The organism is Streptomyces sp. NPDC094143, from assembly GCF_040303825.1.
Lineage (GTDB): Bacteria > Actinomycetota > Actinomycetes > Streptomycetales > Streptomycetaceae > Streptomyces.
This window is the reverse complement of record NZ_JBEOTZ010000001.1, coordinates 66095-90003: the sequence shown is the minus strand read 5'-3', so window position 1 is coordinate 90003 and position 23909 is coordinate 66095. Positions and strand designations below refer to the sequence as shown.

Annotated in this window: 23 protein-coding genes; 16 read left to right on the top strand and 7 right to left on the bottom strand. The window is 68.6% G+C overall.

Annotation, left to right across the window (positions count from 1 at the left end; translation table 11 throughout):
* Positions 1-41 precede the first annotated feature (41 nt).
* The 4 genes from ABTZ58_RS00410 to ABTZ58_RS00395 all read left to right on the top strand — a co-directional run bounded on the left by ABTZ58_RS00410 (position 42) and on the right by ABTZ58_RS00395 (position 6067).
* Positions 42-2030: an ATP-binding cassette domain-containing protein gene (locus ABTZ58_RS00410; RefSeq protein WP_502995980.1), complete on the top strand. Its 1989-nt coding sequence runs from the start codon at positions 42-44 to the stop codon at positions 2028-2030.
* Positions 2031-2050: 20 nt separating this feature from the next.
* A complete protein-coding gene (fxlM, locus tag ABTZ58_RS00405; protein ID WP_351348589.1) occupies positions 2051-3955 on the top strand; it encodes a methyltransferase, FxLD system in 1905 nt (634 codons plus the stop codon).
* 19 nt (positions 3956-3974) lie between these two features.
* On the top strand, positions 3975-5162 hold the full coding sequence (locus ABTZ58_RS00400) for a bifunctional class I SAM-dependent methyltransferase/NUDIX hydrolase (RefSeq protein WP_351348586.1): 1188 nt from the start codon (positions 3975-3977) through the stop codon (positions 5160-5162).
* Between the two features lie 68 nt (positions 5163-5230).
* A complete protein-coding gene (locus ABTZ58_RS00395) occupies positions 5231-6067 on the top strand; it encodes a GNAT family N-acetyltransferase (RefSeq protein WP_351348583.1) in 837 nt (278 codons plus the stop codon).
* A 139-nt stretch (positions 6068-6206) separates the two neighbouring features.
* On the opposite strand, the gene ABTZ58_RS00390 is transcribed toward ABTZ58_RS00395, so the two are convergent.
* The 3 genes from ABTZ58_RS00390 to ABTZ58_RS00380 all read right to left on the bottom strand — a co-directional run bounded on the left by ABTZ58_RS00390 (position 6207) and on the right by ABTZ58_RS00380 (position 8295).
* A complete protein-coding gene (locus ABTZ58_RS00390) occupies positions 6207-6614 on the bottom strand; it encodes an acyl-CoA thioesterase (RefSeq protein WP_351348580.1) in 408 nt (135 codons plus the stop codon).
* A 96-nt stretch (positions 6615-6710) separates the two neighbouring features.
* A complete protein-coding gene (locus ABTZ58_RS00385) occupies positions 6711-7598 on the bottom strand; it encodes an MmyB family transcriptional regulator (RefSeq protein ID WP_351349567.1) in 888 nt (295 codons plus the stop codon).
* Entirely contained in the window at positions 7498-8295 is a 798-nt protein-coding gene (locus tag ABTZ58_RS00380; RefSeq protein WP_351348577.1) for a helix-turn-helix domain-containing protein, read from the bottom strand. Before ABTZ58_RS00380 ends, ABTZ58_RS00385 begins: the two co-directional genes overlap by 101 nt.
* 1153 nt (positions 8296-9448) lie before the next feature.
* Between ABTZ58_RS00380 and ABTZ58_RS00375 the strand changes: the two genes are divergently transcribed.
* The 10 genes from ABTZ58_RS00375 to ABTZ58_RS00330 all read left to right on the top strand — a co-directional run bounded on the left by ABTZ58_RS00375 (position 9449) and on the right by ABTZ58_RS00330 (position 17663).
* A complete protein-coding gene (locus ABTZ58_RS00375; RefSeq protein ID WP_351348574.1) occupies positions 9449-10360 on the top strand; it encodes a helix-turn-helix domain-containing protein in 912 nt (303 codons plus the stop codon).
* A gap of 3 nt (positions 10361-10363) precedes the next feature.
* The gene (locus ABTZ58_RS00370) at positions 10364-11047 is read left to right on the top strand and encodes a zinc finger domain-containing protein (protein ID WP_351348571.1); all 684 of its coding nucleotides are present in this window, start codon (positions 10364-10366) and stop codon (positions 11045-11047) included.
* 158 nt (positions 11048-11205) lie between these two features.
* Positions 11206-11850 (top strand): WhiB family transcriptional regulator, encoded by a 645-nt coding sequence (locus ABTZ58_RS00365; protein ID WP_351348568.1) that lies wholly within the window; start codon positions 11206-11208, stop codon positions 11848-11850.
* A complete protein-coding gene (locus tag ABTZ58_RS00360) occupies positions 11847-13472 on the top strand; it encodes a hypothetical protein (protein ID WP_351348565.1) in 1626 nt (541 codons plus the stop codon). Before ABTZ58_RS00365 ends, ABTZ58_RS00360 begins: the two co-directional genes overlap by 4 nt.
* Entirely contained in the window at positions 13469-13660 is a 192-nt protein-coding gene (locus tag ABTZ58_RS00355) for a hypothetical protein (RefSeq protein ID WP_058083010.1), read from the top strand. The genes ABTZ58_RS00360 and ABTZ58_RS00355 overlap by 4 nt, the downstream gene beginning before the upstream one ends.
* A 119-nt stretch (positions 13661-13779) precedes the next feature.
* Complete coding sequence (locus ABTZ58_RS00350) at positions 13780-13983, top strand: hypothetical protein (protein WP_058083009.1); 204 nt, start codon at positions 13780-13782, stop codon at positions 13981-13983.
* 263 nt (positions 13984-14246) lie between these two features.
* Positions 14247-14642 carry a plasmid mobilization protein gene (locus ABTZ58_RS00345; RefSeq protein WP_351348561.1) on the top strand — a complete coding sequence of 132 codons (396 nt, stop codon included), beginning with the start codon at positions 14247-14249 and terminating at the stop codon, positions 14640-14642.
* Entirely contained in the window at positions 14639-16357 is a 1719-nt protein-coding gene (locus ABTZ58_RS00340; RefSeq protein WP_351348558.1) for a relaxase/mobilization nuclease domain-containing protein, read from the top strand. The genes ABTZ58_RS00345 and ABTZ58_RS00340 overlap by 4 nt, the downstream gene beginning before the upstream one ends.
* Before the next feature lie 173 nt (positions 16358-16530).
* The gene (locus tag ABTZ58_RS00335) at positions 16531-16890 is read left to right on the top strand and encodes a hypothetical protein (protein ID WP_381079850.1); all 360 of its coding nucleotides are present in this window, start codon (positions 16531-16533) and stop codon (positions 16888-16890) included.
* A 77-nt stretch (positions 16891-16967) separates the two neighbouring features.
* Complete coding sequence (locus ABTZ58_RS00330) at positions 16968-17663, top strand: hypothetical protein (RefSeq protein ID WP_351348555.1); 696 nt, start codon at positions 16968-16970, stop codon at positions 17661-17663.
* 310 nt (positions 17664-17973) lie between these two features.
* Here ABTZ58_RS00330 and ABTZ58_RS00325 read toward each other — a convergent pair whose 3' ends face one another.
* From ABTZ58_RS00325 to ABTZ58_RS00315, 3 genes are all read right to left on the bottom strand, one after another.
* The gene (locus ABTZ58_RS00325; RefSeq protein ID WP_351348552.1) at positions 17974-19194 is read right to left on the bottom strand and encodes a HEPN/Toprim-associated domain-containing protein; all 1221 of its coding nucleotides are present in this window, start codon (positions 19192-19194) and stop codon (positions 17974-17976) included.
* 96 nt (positions 19195-19290) lie between these two features.
* Positions 19291-20109 (bottom strand): SPDY domain-containing protein, encoded by an 819-nt coding sequence (locus ABTZ58_RS00320; RefSeq protein ID WP_351349563.1) that lies wholly within the window; start codon positions 20107-20109, stop codon positions 19291-19293.
* Between the two features lie 12 nt (positions 20110-20121).
* Entirely contained in the window at positions 20122-20412 is a 291-nt protein-coding gene (locus ABTZ58_RS00315) for a hypothetical protein (RefSeq protein WP_351348549.1), read from the bottom strand.
* Between the two features lie 523 nt (positions 20413-20935).
* On the opposite strand from ABTZ58_RS00315, the gene ABTZ58_RS00310 reads away from it, so the two are divergent.
* Complete coding sequence (locus ABTZ58_RS00310; RefSeq protein ID WP_351348546.1) at positions 20936-21853, top strand: restriction endonuclease; 918 nt, start codon at positions 20936-20938, stop codon at positions 21851-21853.
* Between the two features lie 504 nt (positions 21854-22357).
* Positions 22358-22579, top strand: a complete 222-nt coding sequence (locus ABTZ58_RS00305; RefSeq protein WP_351348543.1) for a hypothetical protein — start codon at positions 22358-22360, stop codon at positions 22577-22579.
* Positions 22580-22780: 201 nt separating this feature from the next.
* Here ABTZ58_RS00305 and ABTZ58_RS00300 read toward each other — a convergent pair whose 3' ends face one another.
* Positions 22781-23803 carry a SpaA isopeptide-forming pilin-related protein gene (locus ABTZ58_RS00300; RefSeq protein ID WP_351348540.1) on the bottom strand — a complete coding sequence of 341 codons (1023 nt, stop codon included), beginning with the start codon at positions 23801-23803 and terminating at the stop codon, positions 22781-22783.
* Between the last annotated feature and the right edge of the window lie 106 nt (positions 23804-23909).

The following is a 23909-nucleotide window of genomic DNA, read 5'->3' as shown; positions in this document are numbered from 1 at the left end:
GCTCTCCGGTCGCTGAGCTGCTCCGAGCCGGGAGGCGCCCGGTGAAGAGGTTCTTCGGACGCGTGCGGATGGCGGAGCCGGAGGTCTCCGACGCCGAGGAGGAACTCTTCGGCGGTCCTTTGCGCTACGACTTGGGCTGGTCGGAACACGAGCGTGCCCGGCTGGACTTAACGATGATGTCGGCTCTGCGCTCCATGCCCGGTCTGGTCGGGGCGACCTTGCGGATGGCGTGGCGTGCCGACCGCCGCGCGCTGCTCACGGTCGCCGTCAGCGAAATCGGGCAGGGTGTCGCCGCGGCGGTCGGGTTGCTCGCGGTCAACGCCGTCATGCACGCGCTGCTCGGCTCGGGCACCGCCGAGCAGCGGCTGCACGCGGTGCTGCCGGGCCTGGTCGCCGCCGCAGCAGCGGCCGTGGTCAACTCGGGTCTGGCCGGCTGGTCCACCTCGCGGGCGGGCCGGCTGGAGCCGCTGGTCGAGCGGATCGCCACGACCCAGTACCTGGCCGCAGCCGCGTCGGTGGAGCTGGAGGCCATCGAGGACCCGGAGTTCCGACGCCTGATCGATGTCGCCCAGTACGGCGCCGCATCCGCCCGCCGCATGATCAGCGCCTGCGTGGCCGCGCTGAACGGCACCATCTCCCTGATCTCCACGGCCAGCGTCCTCACCATCCTCCACCCGGTGCTGCTGCCGCTGCTGATCCTGATCGCGGCGCCGCGCGGCTGGGGCGCGATGCGGGTGGCGCAGGAACGGTACGTGTCGGTGATGACCTGGGTCGAGCACGTACGGGCCAGCCGCCTCATCGGGAACCTGCTCACCGAGCGCTCCGCCGCGCAGGAGGTGCGCATCCATGCCGTCGGGCCGTTCCTGCTCAGCCGCTACGAGCGGATGGCCGAGAGCGCCGAGGCCGAGCAGGAGCGGCTGGCCGTCGGCAAGGCGGTCACCGAGTGGGTGGCCGCCGCGTTGTCCGGGCTCGCCATGGCGGCGACGTACGCGGCCATGTTCTGGCTGATCACGAGCGGGCACATGAGTCTGGCCGTGGCCGGGACCGCCGTCATCGCCGTCCGGTCCGGCTCGGCGAGCCTGGGCGCGCTGGTGATGAACATCAACCAGCTGCACGAGGAGTCCCTCTACGTCCGCGACCACGCCCGCTTCCTGGACGAGGCGGCGCGGCGCACCATTCCCAGCGGGGGCGATCCCGTTCCGACGCGGGTGAGGCAGGTCGCTCTGGAAAAAGTGAGCTACCGCTACCCGGACCGGGAAGCCCCCGCCCTGGACGAGGTCTCCCTCACGCTGCCCATGGGCTCGGTCACCGCCGTGGTCGGCGAGAACGGCTCAGGCAAGAGCACTCTGATGAAGGTGTTGTCGGGCCTGTTGCTGCCGCAGAGCGGGATCGTGTGGTGGGGAGAAGCGGACATCGCTTCCCTGGACCGCTCCGAGGTCTTCGACCGCGTCTCACTGCTCACCCAGGACTTCCAACGCTGGCCCGTGACAGCGGCGTTGAACATCCGTATCGGCCGGCCCGCCCGGCCGGCCGATCCCGAGCACCTGCAGCCTTCGGTGGACTACGCGGGTGCCGGACCGGTCATCGCAAAACTTCCCGAAGGGCTGCGCACCCTGCTGGCCCGGATGTTCCGCGGCGCGAGCGAACTGTCCGGCGGCGAGTGGCAGAAGATCGGGCTCGCCCGGACCCACTGGCGCAGCGCCACCTCGGATGCCGACGGCGTGCTCATCGTGGACGAGCCCACCTCCGCCCTCGACCCGGAAGCGGAGATCGCCGCCTTCGACCGCATCCGCCGGCTCGCCGCCCCGAACCGGGCCGTCGTCCTGGTCACCCACCGCATGTCCGGCGTCCGCCACGCCGACCGCATCTACGTCCTGCACCACGGACGCCTCGTAGAGCACGGCAGCCACGACGAACTCATGGCCGCCCAAGGCCGCTACGCCTCGATGTTCGACGCGCAAGCCGCCCAGTACGCCCCCGCGGGCACCATCCCCCGCCCCGGCTCCCCCACCATCGCAGATCCCGCATGACCCGCTCGAAAGGCCCCCGGGTGACGACTCCCCCCACGACCGCACAGGAACACGATCCCAGTGCACTGCGGCACCGGCTCGTCGACCAGCTCCTCGCGGCTGGCCACGTACGCACCGCCACTGTCGAGGCCGCCCTGCGCAGGGTTCCCCGCCATGCCTTCGCACCGGAAGTGCCCGTTAAGACCGCGTACGCCGATGACATCATCCCCACACGCCACACGCCCGACGGCCGGATCAGCAGCTCCGTCAGCGCACCGTGGCTCCAGGCCGTCATGCTCGAATCGGCCCGCCTCCGGCCTGGCCACCATGTCCTGGAGGTCGGCTCAGGCGGTTACAACGCCGCCTTGATCGCCGAACTGGTCGGCCCGACCGGACAGGCCACCACCGTCGACATCGACCCAGACGTCACCGACCGCGCCGCCCGCTTCCTCGCCGCCGCCGGATACGACCGTGTCCGTGTCCTCACCGCGGACGCCGAGTATCTGCCCGCCGATGTCGTCCCCGAAGGCGGATTCGACGCGGTGATCGTCACGGTCGACACCTGGGATCTGCCGTGGATCACCATGGTCGCGGAGGGCGGACGCCTCGTCGCCCCGCTACGCCTCCACCAGTACGTTTGGTCCATTGGGTTCACGAAACACGACGGTGCACTCATCAGTGAGGAGCCACTCACCGTGTGCGGCTTCGTCCCCATGCAAGGCGCCGGCGCATGGGAACCGAATCTACGCACCATCCCAGGCTGCGGCATCCGCCTTGCCTTCGAGGACGGAACACCCATGCCCGTCGACCAGCTGGCCCCGGCCTTCGACATGGCGCCCTCAACGGTTCGTACACACGTCACCGTCGGGGGTGAGGAACCCTTCGACTCCCTCAGCTTCTATCTGGCCGGGGCTCTCCCCGGCTTCTGCCGCCTGTCCGTCGACCCGGACCACCACACCGGCGTCATCAGTCCCCCACCCCCGCACTGGCCCGGCGCGGCCATGGTGCGTGGGAGGTCACTCGCCCGTCTGGCACACGAGCGGATCGGAGACGGCGAAAATGGCAACGGCGCCTACGAGTTCGTCATCCACGGCTACGGACCGGCCGGTCACCTGGCGGCCACAGAAATGGCCGAGCACGTCCGGCACTGGCAGCGCAACCACCGCGCCGCACCCTGCCCGCACATCACGGTCCAGCCCAAGGACGCCACCGGACCGACCGGCGCCTATACCGACGGCCTGCACGTGTTCCATAAGAAACACACGCGGATCAAGATCGACTGGCCCGTCATTCCCGGCGAAGCAGCGCCTGCAGCCCTTGCCGACGCCCAAGACCATGAGCCCTGCTGTTCGGCCCGCTCGCAAAGCGGCCGAGTGGCGACCGTGCCGGCCACCGCCGACTACTGGGAGCCGCTCTGGGCCGGCGGACGCCGGTATCGCGAGGTCACCAGCACCGAGGCAGCGATGCTGGCCGATCATGTCGGACCGGGCCACGGACGCCCGGCACTCGACATCGGCACTGGCGAGGGTTCACTCGCCCGCCACCTTCACCAGCTCGGTTACCGCACCATCGGCATCGACTTCGCGCCCAGCGCCATCGCCGCGGCCCGCAACACCCAGCGGGGCGACGGGCCGGCCTGGCACCTGATGGACTTCGTCTCCGACGACCTCAGCGCCCTGCCGGATGCCGCGTATGCGATCGTCACCTGCCGCCTGGTCTACCGGTGGATCGACGACAAGGCGGCCTTCCTCGACCGCGTCCGACAGGTCCTGGCGCCCGGCGGGACCTTCTGGGTCGTCACCGAACTCGCCGGCCGCCGCGAGGAGGACGATCCGTACAGGCACCTCGGTATCACACCCGCCGAGGCCGAAATCCTCACCGCGGGCTGGTCCGTAGTACGCACCGCCGATCTCGACGTGCTGCGCTGCTATGCACTCCGCCCCTGAACTGAGCACGGAGGTCGACGTGTTGGACATCGAGCATCAGACCCGCCTCGCCTGGGACACCTATGGAAAGCACCACCTGGAGCGCGCCACTCCCCTGCCGGAAGTGGAACGGATCAGCTGGGGCCCTGCAGCGAACGGGCCCGGGGACGCCCTCCTCGGGGACGTCGAGGGCCTGCGGGTCCTAGACATCGGCTGCGGCCCTGGTCGGCACGCCGCCCACCTGGCCCGCACCTACGGAGCGCAGGTGGACGGCGTCGATGCTTCCCTCAGCCAAATCGAGAGAGCGCGTGCCCGCTACCCCGATGTACCGGACCTGCGGCTGGTGCACGCCGACGCTGTCGAGTACCTGGGCACGACAGCCCCGTACGACGTGATCTACTCCCTCAGCACCTTCCACTTCCTCGACCCGCATCGGCTCTTGCCCGCCCTGTCGACCGCCGTCAAACCGGGCGGACGGCTGTACTTCACCGTGCTGCACACCAACTCCGATGGCGACGGCCCCACCTCGACCGTCACCCCACGCCCGGAGATCCTGCGCATGGCCGGCGGCGACGATCTCACGGTGCACATGTGGGTGCTCACACCCGAGTTGTGGGAAGACCTGCTCGTGCACTACGGGTTCCGCGTGCAGGGCATCACCGTCCTCGACGCGCCGGAGAGGAACAACCACGCCTCCTACCGACTGTTCCAGGTCCACCGGCCGGCCCGGATCACCGCCCGTCCCCGCACCGCGAAGCCACCCGTCGCCCATGCGGCCGTCGGCGTCGGCGCAGTGCTCCTCGGACCCGAGGGCCTCCTCCTCGGCCGACACCGGCTGGGCACACGGGAGCTGCCCGGCGGGACCGTGGAGCCGGGCGAGTCACTGCACGAGGCAGTCGTGCGCGAACTCGCCGAGGAGACCGGTCTGTGCGCCGACCCGGCCGACGTCCGTCTTCTCGGCATGTTCCTCGACCAGGTCGGCGACGTCGTCCGCATCACCTTCGGCGCGCTCGCCACCCACTGGCAAGGCGAGCCGGCCGACCAGCCTGGCGAGAGTGTCGGAGACTGGCGCTGGTGGCCGCTGGATGCCCTGCCGCCGGACCTGTTCGAATGCAGCGCCCAGATCCTCACAACCTGGCGCCCGGACCTCCCCATCGACCACGCCCCCGCCCGCTTCTCGCCCATCACCGACCCGCACACGACCGCCTCCGCGTCATCCCAGCCCTGACTGAGGCGGGCCTCGCCCGGTGAACCCCCTACCGCCTCACCCATCGCCGAATCAACAGGACCGATCCCGTGACCACTCCACGCCGTGCCACGCCCGCCGATGCCGAAGGCATCACCCGCCTGCGGTCCGAGCTGATCCTCTCCCAGCCGCTCACCCCTGACTGGCTGGCCCTGTGCCGAGACCAACTGACCGAACGCCTCGAGGCTCACGGCGATGCCCGGGCCTACGTCGTCGAAGCACCCGAGGGAGGACTCGTCACCTGCGCCCTGGCACTCGTCAGCCCCGTACTGCCCGCAGCCCGGTATCCCAAGGGACTGGCCGCACGCATCCAAGCCGTGGCCACCCGGCCCGGGTACCGACGTCGCGGCTACGCCAAAGCCGCCCTCACCGCGCTCCTCAACGACCTGGAGCAGGAGGACATCACCCTTTTCGAACTGCACGCCAGTGACGAATCCACGTCTCTGTACGAGGGGCTCGGATTCGTCAGCGATCCAGCACTGATGCGCAGAACCGCACTACCTCCGCAATCCCGCGGTCAGCACAGGTGCGGCGCTCTGACCGACGACTGGGACACGATCCAGCGTCTGGCCGACACGTTCAGCCGTCTCGATGCCGAGAACGGACTCGCGCCAGAGGAGCAATGGACCCTGCAAGTGCTCAAGCTCGCCGAAGAGGTCGGCGAGGCCGCGCAGGCCGTCATCGGAGCCCGGGGCACCAACCCGAGAAAAGGGCACAGCCACACGTGGACAGACGTCCAAGACGAGGTGGCCGACGCTGTCATCACTGGCATGGTCGCCCTCGCACGACTGCGTCCCGACGCACGTGAATACTTCACTGCCGTCCTGGCCCGAAAAGCCGCGAAGTTCCTTCCATCACAGGATTCCGGCGACGAGCTGCTTCGCTGACGTAGCCCTGCCACGTGCTCCCGCTTCTCGACGTGCGCAACCGCCTCTCCCGGCAGTGACGGATGCGGCCAGAGACGCATGGGCCCCGGCTAGACGTCGTCAGCCGGGGCCTGCATGCATGCAGAGACAGCTCAGCGGTTCAGGACTCGTCGTAGCGAGCGAGGAAGTCCAGCTCGGCTTGAGAGATCCGCCGCGGCCTGCCGGTCTCCAGGTTGTACGCGGCCATCAAGGTCGTGGCTTCGGCATACAGATGGTCCGCGTCACGGATTTCGTAGGCAAGTTCCAGCCTCGCCCCCCGACAGGTGACGACCCTGACGTGCACGTCAACGGGCTCCTCGCGGTAGGACAGGGGAGCGCGGTAGTCCACGATGGAGCGGCTGACCACGAATGCGTGCTGGCGGCGGCCGGCTTCGTCGGTGGGCAGCATCTCCTGGAACATCCGGGTCCTCGCCTCCTCCATGTACCGGGGGAAGAGTGCGTTATTGACGTGCCCGTACGCGTCCGCGTCGGCCCAGCGCAACGGGAGGGCATAGGTGTACTTCTTCACGAGAAAGGTCTTCCTGTGTGTGTGGGGGGCAGATGGCATGGGGGCCACTGATGCTGTCGGCGGGCGGCTCTGAGCGAGGCCATCCATCTCGGTCCTTCAGCCTGCCATGCAGCTCTTCGGCGACTCGGCATTGCCTTCCTGAACCTGCTGCAGGACATCGCGGAGCACACGCTGCTCGGTGTCGCGCTCGTCGAGGAGCTGCCCGATGCGAACGCTTGCCGCCGCAGGATCGGCCGGCAGCGCAGCGCGCACCAGCTGACGCATCTCAAGGAGGCACGCGCCTTCGATCGTGTGCCTGGGCACGCGAGCGATAACGGTGGCCGGTGAGACATGGGTGACGGACCAGCAGCCGGTGGTCTCTTCTGTGGCCCACACCACGGTGCGCTTGTCCGGGGAAAGCGTCAGATGGACGTCGGGACCCACGGTTCTGCTGATGGCCGGCAGGGGGACGCCGTTCTCACCCGCCAGCGCTGCCGCTTCGTCTGCAGTGGCGACGACCATGCGAGACGCGAGGGTTGCCGCCTCCCTTCGCCAGCGGGTTGCGGCGTCTTCGGCCGCGCGGTTCTGCGCGTGCCGCTGGGCCGTCGCCACGTCCTCTTCGTTCGCGGTCATGGTTGCCCAGGCATCGCGGACGCCGCCGAGGGCGTCGCGCTCCTCGTCGCCATGGCCCTCAACCCAGGTGATCACAACGAAGCGGCAGTCGGGCATCGACGCGGGATAGAGGACGTGGCTGACGACCTCGATCGTCTCCCAGTCCAGCGTCGGCACGTTCATCCGGAAGACATGGCCATCGCGTGTCTCCCCCATATCGTGCTCGGTCTCCCAGACGTGCCGCACGTCGGGGTCCTTCTTGACGTCCTCGATCAGCCGGCGCAGCTCGGCGTCATTCGGCCTGGTGGCCTGGGCGAACTTGAGGATCTTCACGTACGCCGAGGCGTGCTTGTCCCAGTCCTGGTACTGGGCGCGGGCCTCCGGCGTCGTCAGAGCCCACCGAATGAGATTCGCGCCCGGCTCCATCACCCACGGCCACCACTCCGCCATGGCGGTGGTTGAAGGCCAGGATGTTCCAGTGCTGGTCACACAGGTACGCGGGGCTGGGCATCTGCCGGTCGATGAGCAGACGCAAAGCCTGTTGCAGCTCCGGCTGGCTGGACCCACTCGGCGGAACGAGCATCGAGCCGACGTTGTAGAGCAGCAGTGCGTGACGCTCATCGCGGTCCAGCCGAAGTAGCTCGGAAAGGGCCTCGCACTGCGTGCGGGACAGTCGGGGCGGTGTCGCACCACGTTCGATCTTGCGATACGTGCGCTCGCTCATGCCCAGAGCCCTGGCCGTCCGATACTGGGTTACCCCTGCCGCCTTGCGCCACCTGCGCAGGAGGGCACCAAAGCCCATGTAGTGGCCGGCCAACTGCTGTCCGCTGCCGTCGCGCTCCGAAATCTGCCCGCCCGTAGCGTCATTCCCGCTGGGCTTTTGTTCCTGCGTGACCACGAAAATCCTGCCTTTGACTCTCAGGAGACGCAACGTTCTGGGCGCACATAAGGGCCCAGCGGCAGCGAATGCGCTGGACCCGCCCTTCGCCTCCCGGAAGAACCATACGCAATCCTTAACGATCTTGAACCGGGTGGGTCGCCCGCGAAAGGCGGCCACATGGTTCAACGTCGAACAAATGAGGCGCGACATGGTGGCACGTTCACGCCCTAAACGGACATGCCTCAAGATCCACTCCTTGAGGTGGCCGGCAAATCGGCAAAACGTTGCCGCTTTTCGCTGAGCGGAGCGATGAACGGTCTAGACCACACTTCTTAGCAGACATTCGGTTGGCACCGCTGCTGGCATTTCCCTTACCTGATAGGTGAGTTACGGCGTCGTAGGTACGCACCAACTACTGCAACACCCTGGCCACCTACCCCCACAAACTGGACAAATGATCGCCGTTGACGGGGTCGGACGGGCTTGACTTAAATCGCTCTGGCCAGCAGTTCCGCTCATCAATGTGGCATGAGACACAAGGGGGTCGCAGTGAGGATCATGTCCAAGACGCTCGGGTCCTTCGGTCTGTGTCCACCGCTTAGCCGGTTGCTTGTCGACGTCGACGACGACCCGGAACATCCGTCGAGCCGGCCCACTGAAACAACAACCCGAAGCCGGATAGCGGTACGCGCAGCGCGACGGTTATTGATTCGCCATTCGGTGCTATGAGGGCGACGACAAGCGCCGGAATTGACCACCTCATATTTTCTGCGCAGATGTTAGCGCCTCGAATTACGGCTTCGTGTCTATGAGTACTGCCGGTAATCGCGGCAGTCGCCCCGCAGCGGCTCAGCAGTATATGGTCGATCGCCACCAGTCGACCGGACGTGCGACCTCGTCACTCTCTGCAACAAGTACAGAGTTTTAGAGCCAACTCTGGATCTTGACACGGGTCGGTGCGTATGTTCGTCGTCCCCCGGGCACCCCGCCTGGTGCCCATCGAGCGTGAGGAGGAGGGCAGGAACCCAACGACTCGCGCAGGTCCGTATACAGCGACGGCGCCCAGGAGCGGCTACTCCTGGACGCCGAACGCGTAGCGGCACGTACCGCCCCGATCCGGCCCGGCTAGGCCAGAGAGGGCGGAGATTGCCCACCATCACCACGCTGATCCCTTTCCGACGGGCGCTTCAGCGTGGCAACACTGCAAAGGGGATTCTTCCATGCCTCCCGCCATACGCAAAAGGCCCCGTCATCCGGCCTGCGCGGCATCGGCTCTCGCCCTGGCGTCGCATCGCTTGGGCACGCTGCACGCCAGCCCGGCGTCGGTGAACAGCCGGCCGGGCGTCGCGGCCGGGGGTGTCCGATGAGCGTCAACGCACGCGAGTGGGTGTGGGAGCACAGCTCCAGCCGGGGCACCGCGCGGCTGGTCTTGCTGTCGATCGCCGACCGGGTCGCCGACGACAGGTGCGTCGCCTGGGCCTCGCTGACGAGTCTGGTGCAGAGAACGAACGCCAGCCGGACGGCAGTGAGGGACGCGCTGGTCGCGCTCGACAAGAGCGGCGAGCTGAGGGTGCTGGGGCACCTGGAGGGCCCGCAACGGACCACGGTGTACCGGCTGCCCCGGGCTGCCGCGTGGCTGGCGAAGGTCGCCGACGCTCGACGTGAGGACCCGGAGGCGTACGTCGACCCACCGACCGACTCCGATCCGGTGCCCAAGCTGGACGAGGAGGCCGAGAAGGGCCTGCGGCGGTACGGGATCTGGCCCAAGAAGGGTGCGGAATCTGGCCCCTCCCGCCGGAATCCGGCCGGTACGGAATCCGGCCCCTCGCGTCGGAATCTGACCCCCCGACGTGCCGGAATCCGACCCCAGCACGGTACGGAATCCGACACACAGAACCGTAGAGAACCTAAGTTGAACCGGAATGGCAGCAGTAGTGGTGCTGCCGTCACCTCGGCTGCCGACTGGCAGGTCGACCCAGCCAGCCACACCTGGGCCCGCCAGCAAGGCCACCTCGACCGCCTCGGCGAGGAGGGCCTGCGAACAGCCGACGCAAAGTGGCGCGCCCACCGCGCCGGGCACACCCCCCGACCGCCCGCTGCCTGGGCTGCCGACTGGCGCTCCTGGATCGCCCGGGAGCACGCTCCGGCCCGCCCGAAGCTCTACGCCATACCCGGCAGCGGACACGCCCCGACGGGCGGCATGACCCGCGCCGAGGCCCACACCGCCGCTCTCCTCGCCGCCCTCAACGAGCCGACGCCGACCGGAACGGAGTAGCCCATGGACCGCCGCGAAACTGCCGCCCTGCTGGCCTACATCGGCCGACTCGATCCCCGCACCATCCGCACCGACCAGGGCGAAGCCCGTGACCAGCTCGCCCAGTGGCACGAGCTGCTGGACGAGGTACCGCTGGCCACGCCGCACGGCTGGGACGCCTGCGTCGTCGCCCGCCGCCACATCTGCGTCTCGCCGTACCAGATCCTGCCCGCGGACATCGCCCGCCCGTGGGAGAGCTACAAGCGCGACCGCCTGCACCGGCACACCGACCCCACCCCGTCGGCCGACCCCGACGACCAGGCGGCATGGACCGCTGAGCTGGTCGGCACCCGCCGTGCGGTCGCCACCGGCTCCGCCCAGCCGGTGATGTACCGGCAGCTGGCCGCAAGCCGTGTCAGCCCGAGGCTGGAAGCCCGGCTGAAGGAAGTCGGCTCCTGCATTCCGCCGGAGGCCAGGGCTGCCCTCGCGCCCTTCCGTCGCGCCCGCGCCGCCCGCGAGGCAGCCCTCGCCCAGGGCCAGCCCGACGCTCTCTCGGTGCGCTGCGATTGGTGCGAGGCACCGGTCGGCGAGCCGTGCCGCCGCCGGCGCGTCGACCCCGACGGTTTCGCACGCGGTAGCGCCCCGCGGGCCACCCCGCATCACTGCCGCCTGGACCTCGCCGCCGCCCAGCACGCGGCCTTGGCCTGACCGACTCGCACGACGGTGCACCGTCCGGTGCACCCGCGCAACACCACCGTCCCGCCCCTGCTGCCGCGCCCCTGTCCCGCGCCGCAGCAGGCGCCCGACGCCGCGTCCACCCACGCCGACCTGCTGTCGGCCGGCGCGGCAGCACACCGGAGACCACCTTGCGCCACATCACCACCCACACCACGCCGGCCACCGGCCTGCGCGGCATCGGCGACACCAGCTGGCAGCCCCACGGCGCCTGCCACGGCATGGACCCCGATGACGCCGACGCCACCTTCTTTCCCCTGCCCCGGGACTACGAGGCCATCGCCGACGCGAAGGAACTCTGCGCCATGTGCCCCGTGCGCCGCGACTGCCTCAACTACGCCTTGGAGAACGACCTCAAGGAGGGCGTCTGGGGCGGGCTGACCGCTGAAGAACGCGAACCCTGGCACAAGGGACTGCCCCATCGCCTCGACTACAGCCGCGTGGTCGCCTTCTTCAACGGCCGCGACGTCCACCTCACCGAGGCCGAGCGGCAGGTCGTCATCGACCACGCCTACGTCCGCGGATGGCGCCCCGACCGGCTCGCCGTCGCTCTGCAGATCGGCACCAAGCACGCCCGGGACCTGCTGCGGCAGGCCGCCAACAAGGTCTTCGACCGCGACCGCACCCTCGGCGTACCTCGTCGCAAGGACGCAAAAAGGAAGGCCGCACCCAGCAAGGCCAGCCGACCTGGGTCCGCCCGGCCCGCCACACAGCAGCCCGTCACCCGCCCGGTGGCGCCGGCCTCGGCGCACCCCCCTCTCGGAAAGGCCGCATGACCCACCCTTCCCTGTCCCTCGGTGCGAGCCCCGACCTCTCCCACCTGCTCGCCCTCGGCGTCCCCGCCGCCGCGCTGGCCCTGGCCCTGGTCGGCTGGGCGTTCCGGCGACGGGCACAGAACCCGCAGAAACGACTCGGCAATGCCGCGGTCGTGGTCGCCGCCCTGGCCGCGCTCGGCTGCACCGCCTACAGCGCCGACACCAGCTGGCGCTTCGCCGCCGACTATCTCAACATCGCCGGCACGGCCGAACGCGCCAGCATGTTCGCCGCCGCGGAACTGGGCCTGTTCGCCACCGCCCTGATGGCCCGGCAGAACCTGAACACCCAGGGCGCTCCTGGACTGCCGGGCACCTTGGTGTGGCTCATCACCGGAGTACAAGTGATCCCCGCTTACGCCGAGAGCGGTCCCGTAGGAGGCACTGTCCGCGCCTTCGTCGGACCGGTGATGGCGGCGATGCTCTGGCACCTGGCCATGGGCATCGAGCTGCGCCTGCGCACCCCTGGTGCCGCCTCCCACGGCCTGATCGCCACTCTCGGGCGAGAAGCACGCGAGCGCCTGCTGTCCCGACTTGGCATCGCCGCCCGGGACCGCGACGCTGCGCAGATCAGCCGTGACCGCGCCACCGCCCGCGCCGTGGCCCTGGCCACCCGGCTTGCCGAACTCACAGCCGAGCAGCGGCAGAGTCGACGGGGTCGGCGCCTGACCCGGCGGCTGTCGATAGCGATCGGCCGGGCCTCGGTCGCCACCGTCCCCGCCCAGCGAGCCGAGCTGCTGGCCCAGCTTGCCGCCCGCCGACACGCGCTCGCGCTCGCCACCGTCCCGCTGCCCTCCCCATGGTCCCCACCGCGCTCCGGCGAGATGGCGACCACGGTCCCCGCCGCTAGCACCGAGAGCAGCTCGGCCAACCACGGTCCCCACATCGTCGTCACTCGGAACGGGGACCGGGGACTGCAACCTCACCGGAGACCAGACACCGAGAACGCCAAGCAGCACCCCGGGACCGAGGACCGGGCAGCGGGGACCGAGGCGGGGACCGAGGACCGAGGCTCGATTCACGGGACCCACGAGCCGGGGACCAAGGCAGTGAACGCGGAGCCCGGTGAGGAGCACGAGAGCCGCTTGGGGACCGGCCTCCTGGTCGATGAAGTGCCTGCACAACGCCCTGAATGGCACCGGGGACCGGGGACCGACGAGTCGGTGACCGACACCACCGGGGACCGGGGACCGAACGACACGGTGACCGACACCACCGGGGACCGGGGACCGAACGACACGGTGACCGACACCACCGGGGACCGGAGGGCCCAGGTTCCCCTGCGCCGGACGCCGGCCCCCAAGGCAAAGGGGAAGAGCAAACGCAGTAGCCGGTCCCGCGGCCCGCAGGCTCAGCGTCCGGCGCGTGAGCCGGAGCAGGACATCGACCAGCTGGTCGAGCTGATCCGCCCCCACGTGCCCGCGCTGCTGGAACGGGACGGCAACGCGGCCGTGACTCGAGTCCAGCTCAGGGAGATCATCCGCCGCGAGAAGCTCCCCGGCGGCCGAAACGACCGACTCAGCCTGGTCCTGGCAGCCCTGCGCAGCCCAAACAGCAACACGACGACAAGGAGCACCACACCATGAGGACCTGCCCGCAGTTCGCCGCCATCCGTGAGGAATACGAGCGGGAGATCGGCTATCTGAGCGCCCACTCCAGGCGGCATGCCGGCAAGCCGTCGGCGAAGGCCAGCTCGACGTACGCCGCTTCAACGAAGGCGCGGATGGCCCGGGCGCTCAGCGGCCACGTCGGACGCTGCCCCGAGTGCGGCTGACCCTGCAAACCAGCAGGTCACTCCCCCTGTCCCCCTTTGGTGGCCCGGCGCACCCCGGGCCACCGCCCCGTACCGAGAGGCATCCCGTGGTTTCCCACCCCAACCCTCCGTCGCGGCACATGGCCACCGAGGCGGCTGCGTGGGCCACCGTCCTGGTCCGCCGGCACCTCGTCTACGCCATGGTGCCCGTCCCGACCGGCCAGTGGCTCGTCCAGCAGGTGCCGAACGGGCCGGTCCAGCTCCTGCACGGACCGGCCTCCGTTCTCGATCTGGCCGCCACCATCCAGCGGCAGCTCCGTACGGCGAGGCCCGACAGCCGATGACGAACCCGAACGAGAACAGCGCCACCCCGGATCCTGCTCGGGACCCCAACTCGGTCCGGGGGCGAGCAAGTTATCGCAAGAGCATTGCTCCCGTCGGGAGCAATGCTCTTGCCTCCCCCGCCTCTGGAATGGCGGGAGCGGACCGGCACCGGGAGGTGCCGGTCCACCAGGATGCGACCGAGGGCGGACCGCATCCAGAAGGGGGGCTGCCGCACACGTGCCACACCGCGTACTGCGAGCACGCCGCGCCGCCGAAGCCACACGTGCGCCAGCGCGAGCGCCTGCGTGACGAGCACAAGCGCATGCGTCAGCCCAGCTGCCGTATGAACGACGACGAGTACCAGCTCCTCGTCCGCGCCGCGTCCGCCTGCCGCATGAGCGTCGCCAGCTTCCTCGCCTACGCCGCCCTCAAAGCAGCCCGTGACCTCGACCGCGCCGCTGCCGAGATCGCCACCGAACGAGAAGTGCTGACCGAGCTGTTCGCCGTACGCCGGCACCTCGGCCAGATCGGCAACAACCTCAACCAGGTGGCCAAGGCCACCAACGCCGGCGCCGACGTCCCGCACACCCGAGCCGTCCTCGACGCCGTCCACCGCGCCGCCAAGCGGGTGGAGACCTTCACCCAGCACTACCTGGACACCGAGAACCACGTCGCATGATCCCCAGAGTCCACAAGCGCGGGACACGCACCATCGGGCTGCTGTACTACCTGTACGGGCCGGGCACGCACGAGGAACACGTCGACCCGCACCTCGTGGCCGCCTGGGACAGCCTGGCGCCAGACCCCGGCCGCGACCCGCAGGCGACGTACACGGAGTTGCAGAAGCTCCTCGACCAGCCGGTCGAAGCCCTCGCCCCCAGCCGTCGCCCGGCCAAGCATGTGTGGCATCTGTCGGTGCGTGCCGCGCCAGAGGACCCCGTACTCTCCGACGAGCAGTGGGGCGAGATCGCCCGGCGCATGGTCGCGGCCACCGGCATCGCCCCCGACGGCGACGCCGCCGCCTGCCGCTGGGCGGCCATCCGCCACGCCGACGACCACATCCACATCATCGCCACCCTCGTCCGGGAGGACGGCCGTAGGCCCCGCCTGAACAACGACGCGGGACGCGCTCAGGCCGAAGCCCGTCTGATCGAAGCCGAGTACGGCCTCAAGCGGCTCAACACCGGGGACGGCACCGCCGCCCAGCGGCCGACCAGCGCCGAGCGCCACAAGGCCGAACGACAGCAGCGGGAACGCACCCCGCGCGAGGAACTGCGTGAGACCGTTCGCCGGGCCGTGGCCGGAGCCACCGGTGAGAGGGAGTTCTTCGACCGGCTCGCCGCTGCCGGCCTGCTCATCCGGCGGCGGATCGCGCCCTCCGGTGACCTGCTGGGCTACACCGTCGCGCTGCCCGACGACCGCAACAAGGACGGCGAACCCATCTTCTACTCGGGGTCCAGACTTGCCCCGGACCTATCGCTGCCCCGCATCCGCGAACGCTGGTCCGCCGACGACGACCAGGCCAGCGGTTCAGTCGCTGCGCCGTCACGCACGGCGCCCGGCGCCCCGTCCACCGCGCGCCGCGGCACTGCCTCCGCGGCATGGCAGGCACTGATCGTCATCGAGGAAGGCGACGACGCGGTCGCCGCCGCTCACATCGCCTCGGCCGGCGAGGTCCTGGACGCGCTCGCCAAGACCTCCGCCGCCCACACCCGGACTCAACTGCGCGAGGCCGCCCTCGCCTTCGAGCGGGCCTCCCGTTCGCACTTCCGGGCCGAGCGCGGCCACGACCGGGCGCTGCGGCAGGCCGCCCGCGACCTGGTCCTCAGCGGGCCCGCGCTCGGCCGCGGGGAGGACGGGGCAACCACCGCGATGGCGATCGACATGTTGTTCTTCCTCGTCACCGCGGCCATGCACTGGCACGCGAAGAAGGGCCACGCTCAGCAAGCTGCCTCCGCCCGTCAAGCCGCCGAACACCTTCGTGCCGCCTACCAGGCCGCCGCCGCCCAGCCGCTGGGCGCCCTCTACCAGCGCGGCCGGCGCCTGGGCCACCCTCTCCTGCAGCGGCAGACGGCCGTGCTGCGTGAGGCTGTGCCGGAGTTGGCGGACCAGGTCCTGGCCGAGCCCGGCTGGTACGCGCTCGCAGCCACCCTCGCCGACGCCGAAGCCGCCGGCCACAACGCCACCGCGCTCCTCGCCGATGCCGCCGGACGCAGGGAACTCGACACCGCGGAATCCGTCAGCGACGTGCTGGTTTGGCGCCTGCGCCGTAGTGCCGACCTGCCCGCCGACACCAGCAATGCCGTGACCGCCGACCGCGGGACGGAGCACCTGACCAGCCGCACCGGACGCGCGGAGCAGGGCCGGACCACCGCCCGGCGAGGCCGGTCGTGACTGTGGACTTTGCGAGTTGAACAGGTCACATGCCTTCGAGGACGATCATGACGCGAGCAGGACGAGGCGCAGGAGGAGCCAGCGTGTTTGATCGGATACGCCGCCGCAAGCCGGATGCGTTCGACATCGAGATGCAGCGCCGGCACGAGGAGATGTGGGAGATGTGGCAGCGCATGCCCCTCCCCACGCCTCCGATGCCGCAGCCTGGCGTGCAGCTGTCCGAGCCAGTGGCCGAGGTGGACGACTTCCTGCCGCCGGATCTGCGGGTCCCGAGCCACGACCAGGTCGCCGGCCGGATGATGCCCTGGCTGCGGCCTCTCGTCCTGGACGGCGAGGTCGTCACCTGCGCGGAGTGCGGCGCGTACCGGGACTGGATCATCATCTCGACCCAAGATGAGATTTGGCTGCGCTGCCGCGCCGGTCACCAGCAGCAGGAGAGGCGCCTGGACACGGCCTGGTACAACCGGAACTCCGCGCCGGTCGATGCCACGCACGCCACGTTCGAGGACTGCCTGCGCCACCTCGGCCACTGACCCCTATACCCCTACGACCCCACAGGGCCCGCTGGCCCGCACTGCCCAACCTTCTCCCAGAACCAAGGGGTCAAGTCGTGCGCGTTCGCGTCGCCACCACCGCCGTCGGCATCACCGCCGTTGCCCTGCTCGCCCTGCCCGCCTGCTCGCCCCACAGCGCGGCACTTCCTGCACCGTCGTCCTCCGCCGCCTCCGGCAGCCCGGCCGTCAATGAGGTGAACAGCACCCCACTGTCGTCGGCCGCACTCACCGCCCGCCTGCTCGACGAGAGCGACCTGGGCAGCGGCTACACCCGCAAGGCCGAGCTCCCTGCACGGCATGACGACGTCACCGTTCTCGGCTGCCCTGCCCTCTCCGACCTCGGCGGCGAGGCGGCCACCGGAGGATCGCTCGACTTCCCCCGCCAGGCGAAGACCTCCTTCACCTACTCCGGCCACAGCGACTCCGAAGTCTCGGAGGAGCTGTACAGCGACACGCCCGCCAAGCTGTCCGACGGCATGGTCGAGGTCTTCGACGCCATGGCCGGGTGCCCCGAGTACCAAATCCTCGTCGGCGGCTCCGCCGTTGACATCGCCACCCAGAAGACGGCATCGCCCCACCTCGGCGAGGAGCAGTGGAGCCAGCTGCTGGCCTTCTCCGCCGGCGGACACGACAGGGTGGTGAAGCAGACCGCGATCCGCGACGGGAACGTCCTCGTGGTCGTTTCCGGTTCGCCCGCTCTCGTCGACCGGCACCTCGACAAGGCCCTCACCAAGGCAACCGCAGGCCGCTGAAACTCCCACTGCTCGGTGCCCCGCCCCGCGCGTTCCTGGCGGGACGGGGCACCGTCGCCTGACAATTGGAGCCCTGTACGACCGTCCCCACCCAAGACCACCGACCGTCGCTCGTTCTCTGGCACCGCCACCACCCAGCTGAGGCAATGCCTCCGGACATCCTGGCCACCATCGTGCGCCAGGCCGTCGAATCCCACCGCGACCCTCTTGTCCACCAGCGGACACTGGAGCGCGGGGAAAGCCGAGCGTCAGAGCGTCCGAGACGGCCTGAGGGGACTGGAGTAAGCCTGGTCAGCCGACAGCGAGCCGGTCACTGGAACGCGCGGATGATCGACTCGATGATCGCGCTGATGCCGCTCCAGTCCTCGATGCCCACCGCCTGGCCGGAGCGGGCCGCCTTGAGCTTCGCCTCGAACCTCTTCTGCGCAGCCTTCTTGCCCGGACCGCTCAGCGTCCCTTGGCGCAGGCCAGTCTTCGGCTCGAACGCCTTCCAGTGAACGGGCATCAGGTCGCCGTTCGTGTCAGTGAGGGTGTCCTTCCCGAGGTACAACTCCAAGCTGCCGGCCTGACCGTTGACGTCTGCGGGTGCGGAAATGCCGGTGGCGGGATCGTAGGTGGGGTACGCCTGAAGCAGGGGGAGGGTGGGGTAGTGCAGAATCCGGCACGTCGGCGGCCAGCGGTTCTTCTTGAGAGCGAGAAGCTTCTCGTGGGCGGCGGCGTCGTTGTCCGCGATGGCGACGAATCGGTTCCCGATCCCAGCGGCAACGAACGCTTTGAAGACCTCAGCAAGGGCGTCAGCGCCGCCGCGCGGCCGGGAGCCAGCCCCGTAGTCGAAGAACCTGATGAAATCCACCAGGTGAGGATGGGTCACCTTCATACCCTCCGAGAGGAGCCGCGCGTCGGTGGAACCTTCTGTGATCACGACCAGCGGAAGGTTGGTTGTTGCGACCGCCAATTGCTCTGCCCGCGCCTGGCTGGCATAGGGCTTCGTGGGGTCGAGCTCTACACAGCATCCGGTCAGCTCGCTCAGGTCGAGCGCGATCCTTGCGTTCTGGTCCGGCGCCCAGTGCAGCAGTAGACGTACCAGACTCCGGGTGTCCATGTACCAGTGCAGGAAGTCGATGAGCACACCGCTGTCGCTCACTCGCTTGAACTCGGAGTAGGGGAGAGTTTCGAGATCGGAGCTGAGAAAGAACCGAACATCTCGCTCAACCTGCTCGATGTCCGGCGGAGCCAGCTCTGGATTCTGCGGGCCCTCTCCACCGGCGGGCTGCTCGGTCCACTTACCCAAACCCTCGGCCAGATCGGCCAGGGCAACCAATGGCGTGATGCCCTGCGTCTCCAGGCGCTGGGACATCTCGCGGATCGAGGCTTCGTAGCCGTACTGCCCCTCGGCGCCCCAGTCTTCGGCCGTCTCCTTCCGGCGGTAGCAGTCAGTTTCGACGAACAGAGCGGCCAGGTCGCGGTAATAGCTTTCGCGGCAGAGGAGCGCCCTGGCGGTGCCGATCTGGAGGTAGGAGTAGTGGCCCATCCCGGCATGATGCTCTGCTGATCCCACTGATCGCACGTGTGATTCTGCAGCCTCGGTCTCCTGACTGCCGCCTGGAGTTGATCGGGATGCGTGGCGTCAGATGGCCGGGGCGCGCAGGAGCCGGTCTTCGGTGCTCGCGGGGAGCACCCGGCGCAGGACTGGCGCGGTGGAACTGATCGAGCCTGCGAAGGCGGCGACCAGGTCGTGCGGGACGCTGGAGCTGAACGACGCCGCCCACAGGCATCGTGCGCCGAGCACTGGCTCGGCCCATGCCTGCCACCCGTCCAGGCTCGTCGCGGTGTTGTCGGTCAGGGTGCGCGGGTCGGCGTCCTGAATGAGGGCTGGCACCGTGCCGTAGCTGATGTGGGAGGTGAAGGTCGCGTCCATCGCTCCCGCACGGGGCTGGTCGATGTCGAGGAGCCAGCCGTGAGTGGTGACAGCGTCGAGGACCAGCTCGGTCCCGCCGAACTTCTCGGCCGGGCGCTGCCGTGCGTCGAGAGCGACGAGAAAGTCGACGACGGCCTCTCCGGGGACGTCGGGGGTGAAGTACGCGGACCACTGCGCGAGCGGACTGGCCGTGTCCGTGCGAGCCGACACCTGCCAGGCGACTGGCAGGTCCCCCAGCAGGAACGGCTCGTCCGCCAGGACCCACTGGGCCCATCGGAGGGTGTCGGGGCTGAGGTGCAGGACGGTGCTGCGTACGACCTGTCGGTCCTCCGGCGCCTCGTCCGGCTCCTGCCGGCCGCGGACCATCGTCAGGCTCATCCAGCCAAGGCCGGTGAGGGTGTCGGCGACGGTGTCGTAGAGCCGTCCGTCGTCGCCGGCCAGGTGGCGGGGGCCCACCCAGTGCGCGGCCTGGGTCCGATCGGGTGCGGCGGGGTCGAGGGGGAAGTCGGGATTCAGGGGTACCTCCAGGATGATGAGGATCTACTGGCCGCCGCGAGCCGTGCGGCGGGGCCGACGCGGTGGCTGGACGGGAGACTGCCAGGCCAGCGTCACGGCTACCTCGGGCGGCAGGACACCGAGCTGGCTGTGCTCATCGCTGCCCTCGGCGAGATGGACGACCGTCTGCCCGGCTGCGTTCAGGGACTGGACGACTTGGGCGAGGCGGTGCTCCATCGGGAAGAACGGGTTGATCGCCTGCCGGACCGGGGCGTCGCGGTCGCAGGCGGACAGCAGGTCGATGAGATCTCCAACGGTCATTTCCGTAGACGGCACGGACAGCCTCCTTGCATGGGGATGGGCGGCCAGCCAGCAGGCGGAGCCCTGGAGTTCGGGCGCGCTGCACGCGTCGGGCGGCTCCGGCACCTCTGGGACGGGGGCGACGCAGCGTGCCAGCCGGCGTCTCACGTTGAAGGAACTTCGGGAGAAGCGGCTAGCGGTCGACCGTCCCGCGTCATCACCTTTCTGACCTGGCAGTTTTGCGGGAAGGTCGTCTACGTTGACATGCCGCTGAGAGTGGTGGCCAGTCTTTCGCGGATCTTTCCTGTCTGCCCCAGGCGAAACTGTCTTCTGTCATGCAATGGAGGGGCGGATGCCATCGAGCCCCATCGACTTGTGCATCTGACCGTGCGTACGCCCACCAAAGTCGGGGCGGACCGCTGCGGACCCGGCGGGGTGACGGGGTGACGGGGTGACGGGGTGACGGGGCAGTCTCCTCGACAGCGGTGACGATGGAGGACACCTACCTTTTCCGAACTACGCCTGCGGTCTGGCCCCAAAGGCTCGTAGTGTTCCGCCTGTGACGCCACGTGAAGAACTAGAGAACCTAGCCAAGCTTGATCAGGGAATGACACCTCAGACACGGGGGCGCAAATTCGAAGAATGGCTGAACAGGCTCCTCGCAGCGGAGGGGATGTTTCCGAGGACATCGTTTCGACCTGCAGGGGAAGAGATAGATGGTTCCTTTATGTATGAGGGACGCTTTCACCTAGTCGAGGCGAAGTGGTGGAAAGACCAGGTTCCCGCGTCCGCCATCTACCAGTTCAAAGGAAAGGTAGACGGCAAGCTCGTTGGAACAATTGGCATCTTCATTTCCATGTCAGAATACAGCCCTGATGCCGTCGACGCCTTACGCGTAGGTAAAAATTTGAACGTGCTCCTTTTTGATCGTGATGACGTTTTCGCCGCCGCGACACACGGGTTCGGGAACGTTCTCCGACACAAGCTCCGCCTGGCAGCTGAGCTGGGGGAGGTATTCGTTCCCTACGTTGCAACGATTAAACCTAGCGACAAACCTCTCACCGTGGTAGTGGAAGGGATGCGCGACGAGTTGTTTATCCGTGGAATCGCAGAGAATCTCCTTTCCAAGGGAATCAAGACACGAAAGTTGACCGTAATTCAGTCACAGGGCTCCATGGGACTTGCGAACGTTGCACTGGCCGCTTCGGAATCTCGCGTCGGACCTGTCGTGATCTTCACGGATCTAGCAAGTGCCGCAGAGCAGCTACCTGATGCAGTCATATACGTTGCAGGGCGACTAGAGGGAGTTATCGCAGGCCCCTGGAGCGAGAGATGGTTGGGTTTCGCTTCCAAGCGTGAGGCGAAAAGTACGATGAGGCCGAACGAGTTGCGTGTCCGTGCGGCCCAGATTGACATCGAAGAGCTCACAGAGAAAGATAACCACTTCCAGAAGCTAGTTCGACTTCTAAGCGACTAGAGAAAGCCGATCCAGGGTGTGATTGTCTGTGAGTATGGCTTCCTGTCGACTCGGCGGCCTCAGCCTCTGGACAAGACGACTAGGTTCGATGTCAACTACCTCGATTGGATGGCAGCACACAAGAATTCTGTCGATATTCTCCACGCGCCGGTCCGCTATCTGCGGACCGCAACACCCCGGTCATCGTGCGGATGGTATGGCACCCGCATCGAATCGAGGCATTTCCTCCGTCGTGTCCCGGCGGCGCACCGTCATGAGGGCTCGGGTACCGGGGGGAGGTAGCGCTGCTGACTACTTCGGTCACGAGGCCCTCGATGCCGGGAACCTGGGTCCGGGAGATAAGCCACTCCTGCGCGAGGACAACGTCGGTCGTCTCCAGACACAGCCTCCAGGGGGCACTCAGGCGGTGCTCGATGAACATGGCCTCCAGGCAGGCACGTCGCTCAACGACGGCGTCCGCAAAAGTTCACGCCCATCGATCTGAACGGCGTCGAACACAACGAAGTGAGCCGGCAACTCCCCGGCAAGCCGGGCAGCGGTCCGCCCCCCGGAGGCCGCACGCCGCTGGAGAGCCTCGAACGAAAGTCGCTCACCGGCAAGTACGACCAGTTCGCGATCATCGCCCGCCGCGATGGGCTGAACATCTCCAAGCTGCGGGCGGGACGGCGCAGCGAATCAGGGATTCCTGGTGGGCTCAACATCCGCCTCGACTGCCGCGCGACCTAGCGGAGCTGGTCACCTGCCTACGCGGCGCCCGGGAGTTCCTCGTTGAAGGGATGAACGCGCCGATCAACCCATAGCGCGCCGACTTCCGGTGCTCTTCCAAGGCGCCTGGTGTAAGCCACCGCCCCACAGGTGGGCTGAACAGCCGAGAGCCCCCGGTCCGCGAGGGTTCCGGGGGCAATTGGGCTCTGTGCTCAGCTGTGGTCAGTTGTCGGCAGGGGTTTCCTCACTGTCGGTCCTGGCTCGTCGCCGAGCGGCAATGACGGCGGTGGTGCCACCGGCGACAAGGAGTCCCGCGCCGCCCAGGAGCCACGGGCTGGCGTCGGCTCCGGTGTGGGCCAGAGAACCGACCGAGGCCGTGGGCGATGGATCATCGGTCGCGTCCTGCACCGGGGCGGTCGAAGGTGCGGTTTCGGGTGTGCCGGAGGTGGCCGGGTTGGGTCCGGATCCGCCGGAGGTTCCGCTGGTCGGCTCGTCCCCTGGTGCGGACGGGGTGTGGGTGGGCTTCTTGGTCGGGGGGTTCGACGAAGTCGAACGCTTCGAGTTGGTGACGTTCACGGTGACCGGGTCGCCTGGGCCTGCGGTGAAGGTCTTGGTGCGCGTGTAGAGGTCGTATCCGGCGGGAGCCTTGGTCTCTTTGATCCAGAACTCGGCCTTCCGGCTGCTCACCGGCAGGTCACCGGTGGCCGTTCCCTTGGGCCCGGTGGTGAGGGTGAGCAGGATCGTGTCGCCGCTGCCGATGTTCACGGTGGCGCCGGGCAGGAGCTTGCCGGTCTTGTCGTCCTTGGCCTGGAGCAGGACGTGGCCGGGCTTGAACGGGGCGACGATGGCCAGGCGGGTTGTGCCGCCGGGTGTGACGATCACGTCCTGGTCGGCGACGACGTCATAGAGGGGGCTGCCGGCGGCGGTCTCCTTCAGCCGGTAGACGCCCGGGGCGAGGCCGGGGAAGGTCAGCGTTCCCTGTGCGTCGGTTGTGCCGTGCCCGGCCTCCTGGCCCGTGGCGTCGAGAAGCAGATATGAGGCGCCCTGGACAACGTCCCCGGCCGGGTCCTTCGTGGTGAGCGCGACACTTCCGGCATCGGGTGCCAGGGTCTCGGTGAGGGTGGTGCTGGAGGGCGTCGGCTGGGAGGGCTGTGCGGTCGCTGCCGGTGCCCAGGTAAGGGTGCCGACCACTGCGGCGGCGATGGCCGTGGAGCGGACGGTGCCGCGGACGGTACGGGGGTGCACGAAGAAGGGGCTCCTTGGTGGCGGGTACTGGCGTTAGCGGGTTCGGCTCATAGCCAGTCTTGGAGGCGGCGTAGCGACCGGGGGAAAGGGCTCGTTCTGCTTGGCC

Bases quoted from the DNA above. Each gene is read 5' to 3' on its own strand.
- ABTZ58_RS00380 (WP_351348577.1), bottom strand. From the start codon at position 8,295: ATGTCGCGCCTCATTTGTTCGACGTTGAACCATGTGGCCGCCTTTCGC.
- ABTZ58_RS00375 (WP_351348574.1), top strand. From the start codon at position 9,449: ATGAGCGTCAACGCACGCGAGTGGGTGTGGGAGCACAGCTCCAGCCGG.
- ABTZ58_RS00370 (WP_351348571.1), top strand. From the start codon at position 10,364: ATGGACCGCCGCGAAACTGCCGCCCTGCTGGCCTACATCGGCCGACTC.
- ABTZ58_RS00360 (WP_351348565.1), top strand. From the start codon at position 11,847: ATGACCCACCCTTCCCTGTCCCTCGGTGCGAGCCCCGACCTCTCCCAC.
- ABTZ58_RS00355 (WP_058083010.1), top strand. From the start codon at position 13,469: ATGAGGACCTGCCCGCAGTTCGCCGCCATCCGTGAGGAATACGAGCGG.
- ABTZ58_RS00350 (WP_058083009.1), top strand. From the start codon at position 13,780: ATGGCCACCGAGGCGGCTGCGTGGGCCACCGTCCTGGTCCGCCGGCAC.
- ABTZ58_RS00340 (WP_351348558.1), top strand. From the start codon at position 14,639: ATGATCCCCAGAGTCCACAAGCGCGGGACACGCACCATCGGGCTGCTG.
- ABTZ58_RS00335 (WP_381079850.1), top strand. From the start codon at position 16,531: ATGCCCCTCCCCACGCCTCCGATGCCGCAGCCTGGCGTGCAGCTGTCC.
- ABTZ58_RS00325 (WP_351348552.1), bottom strand. From the start codon at position 19,194: ATGGGCCACTACTCCTACCTCCAGATCGGCACCGCCAGGGCGCTCCTC.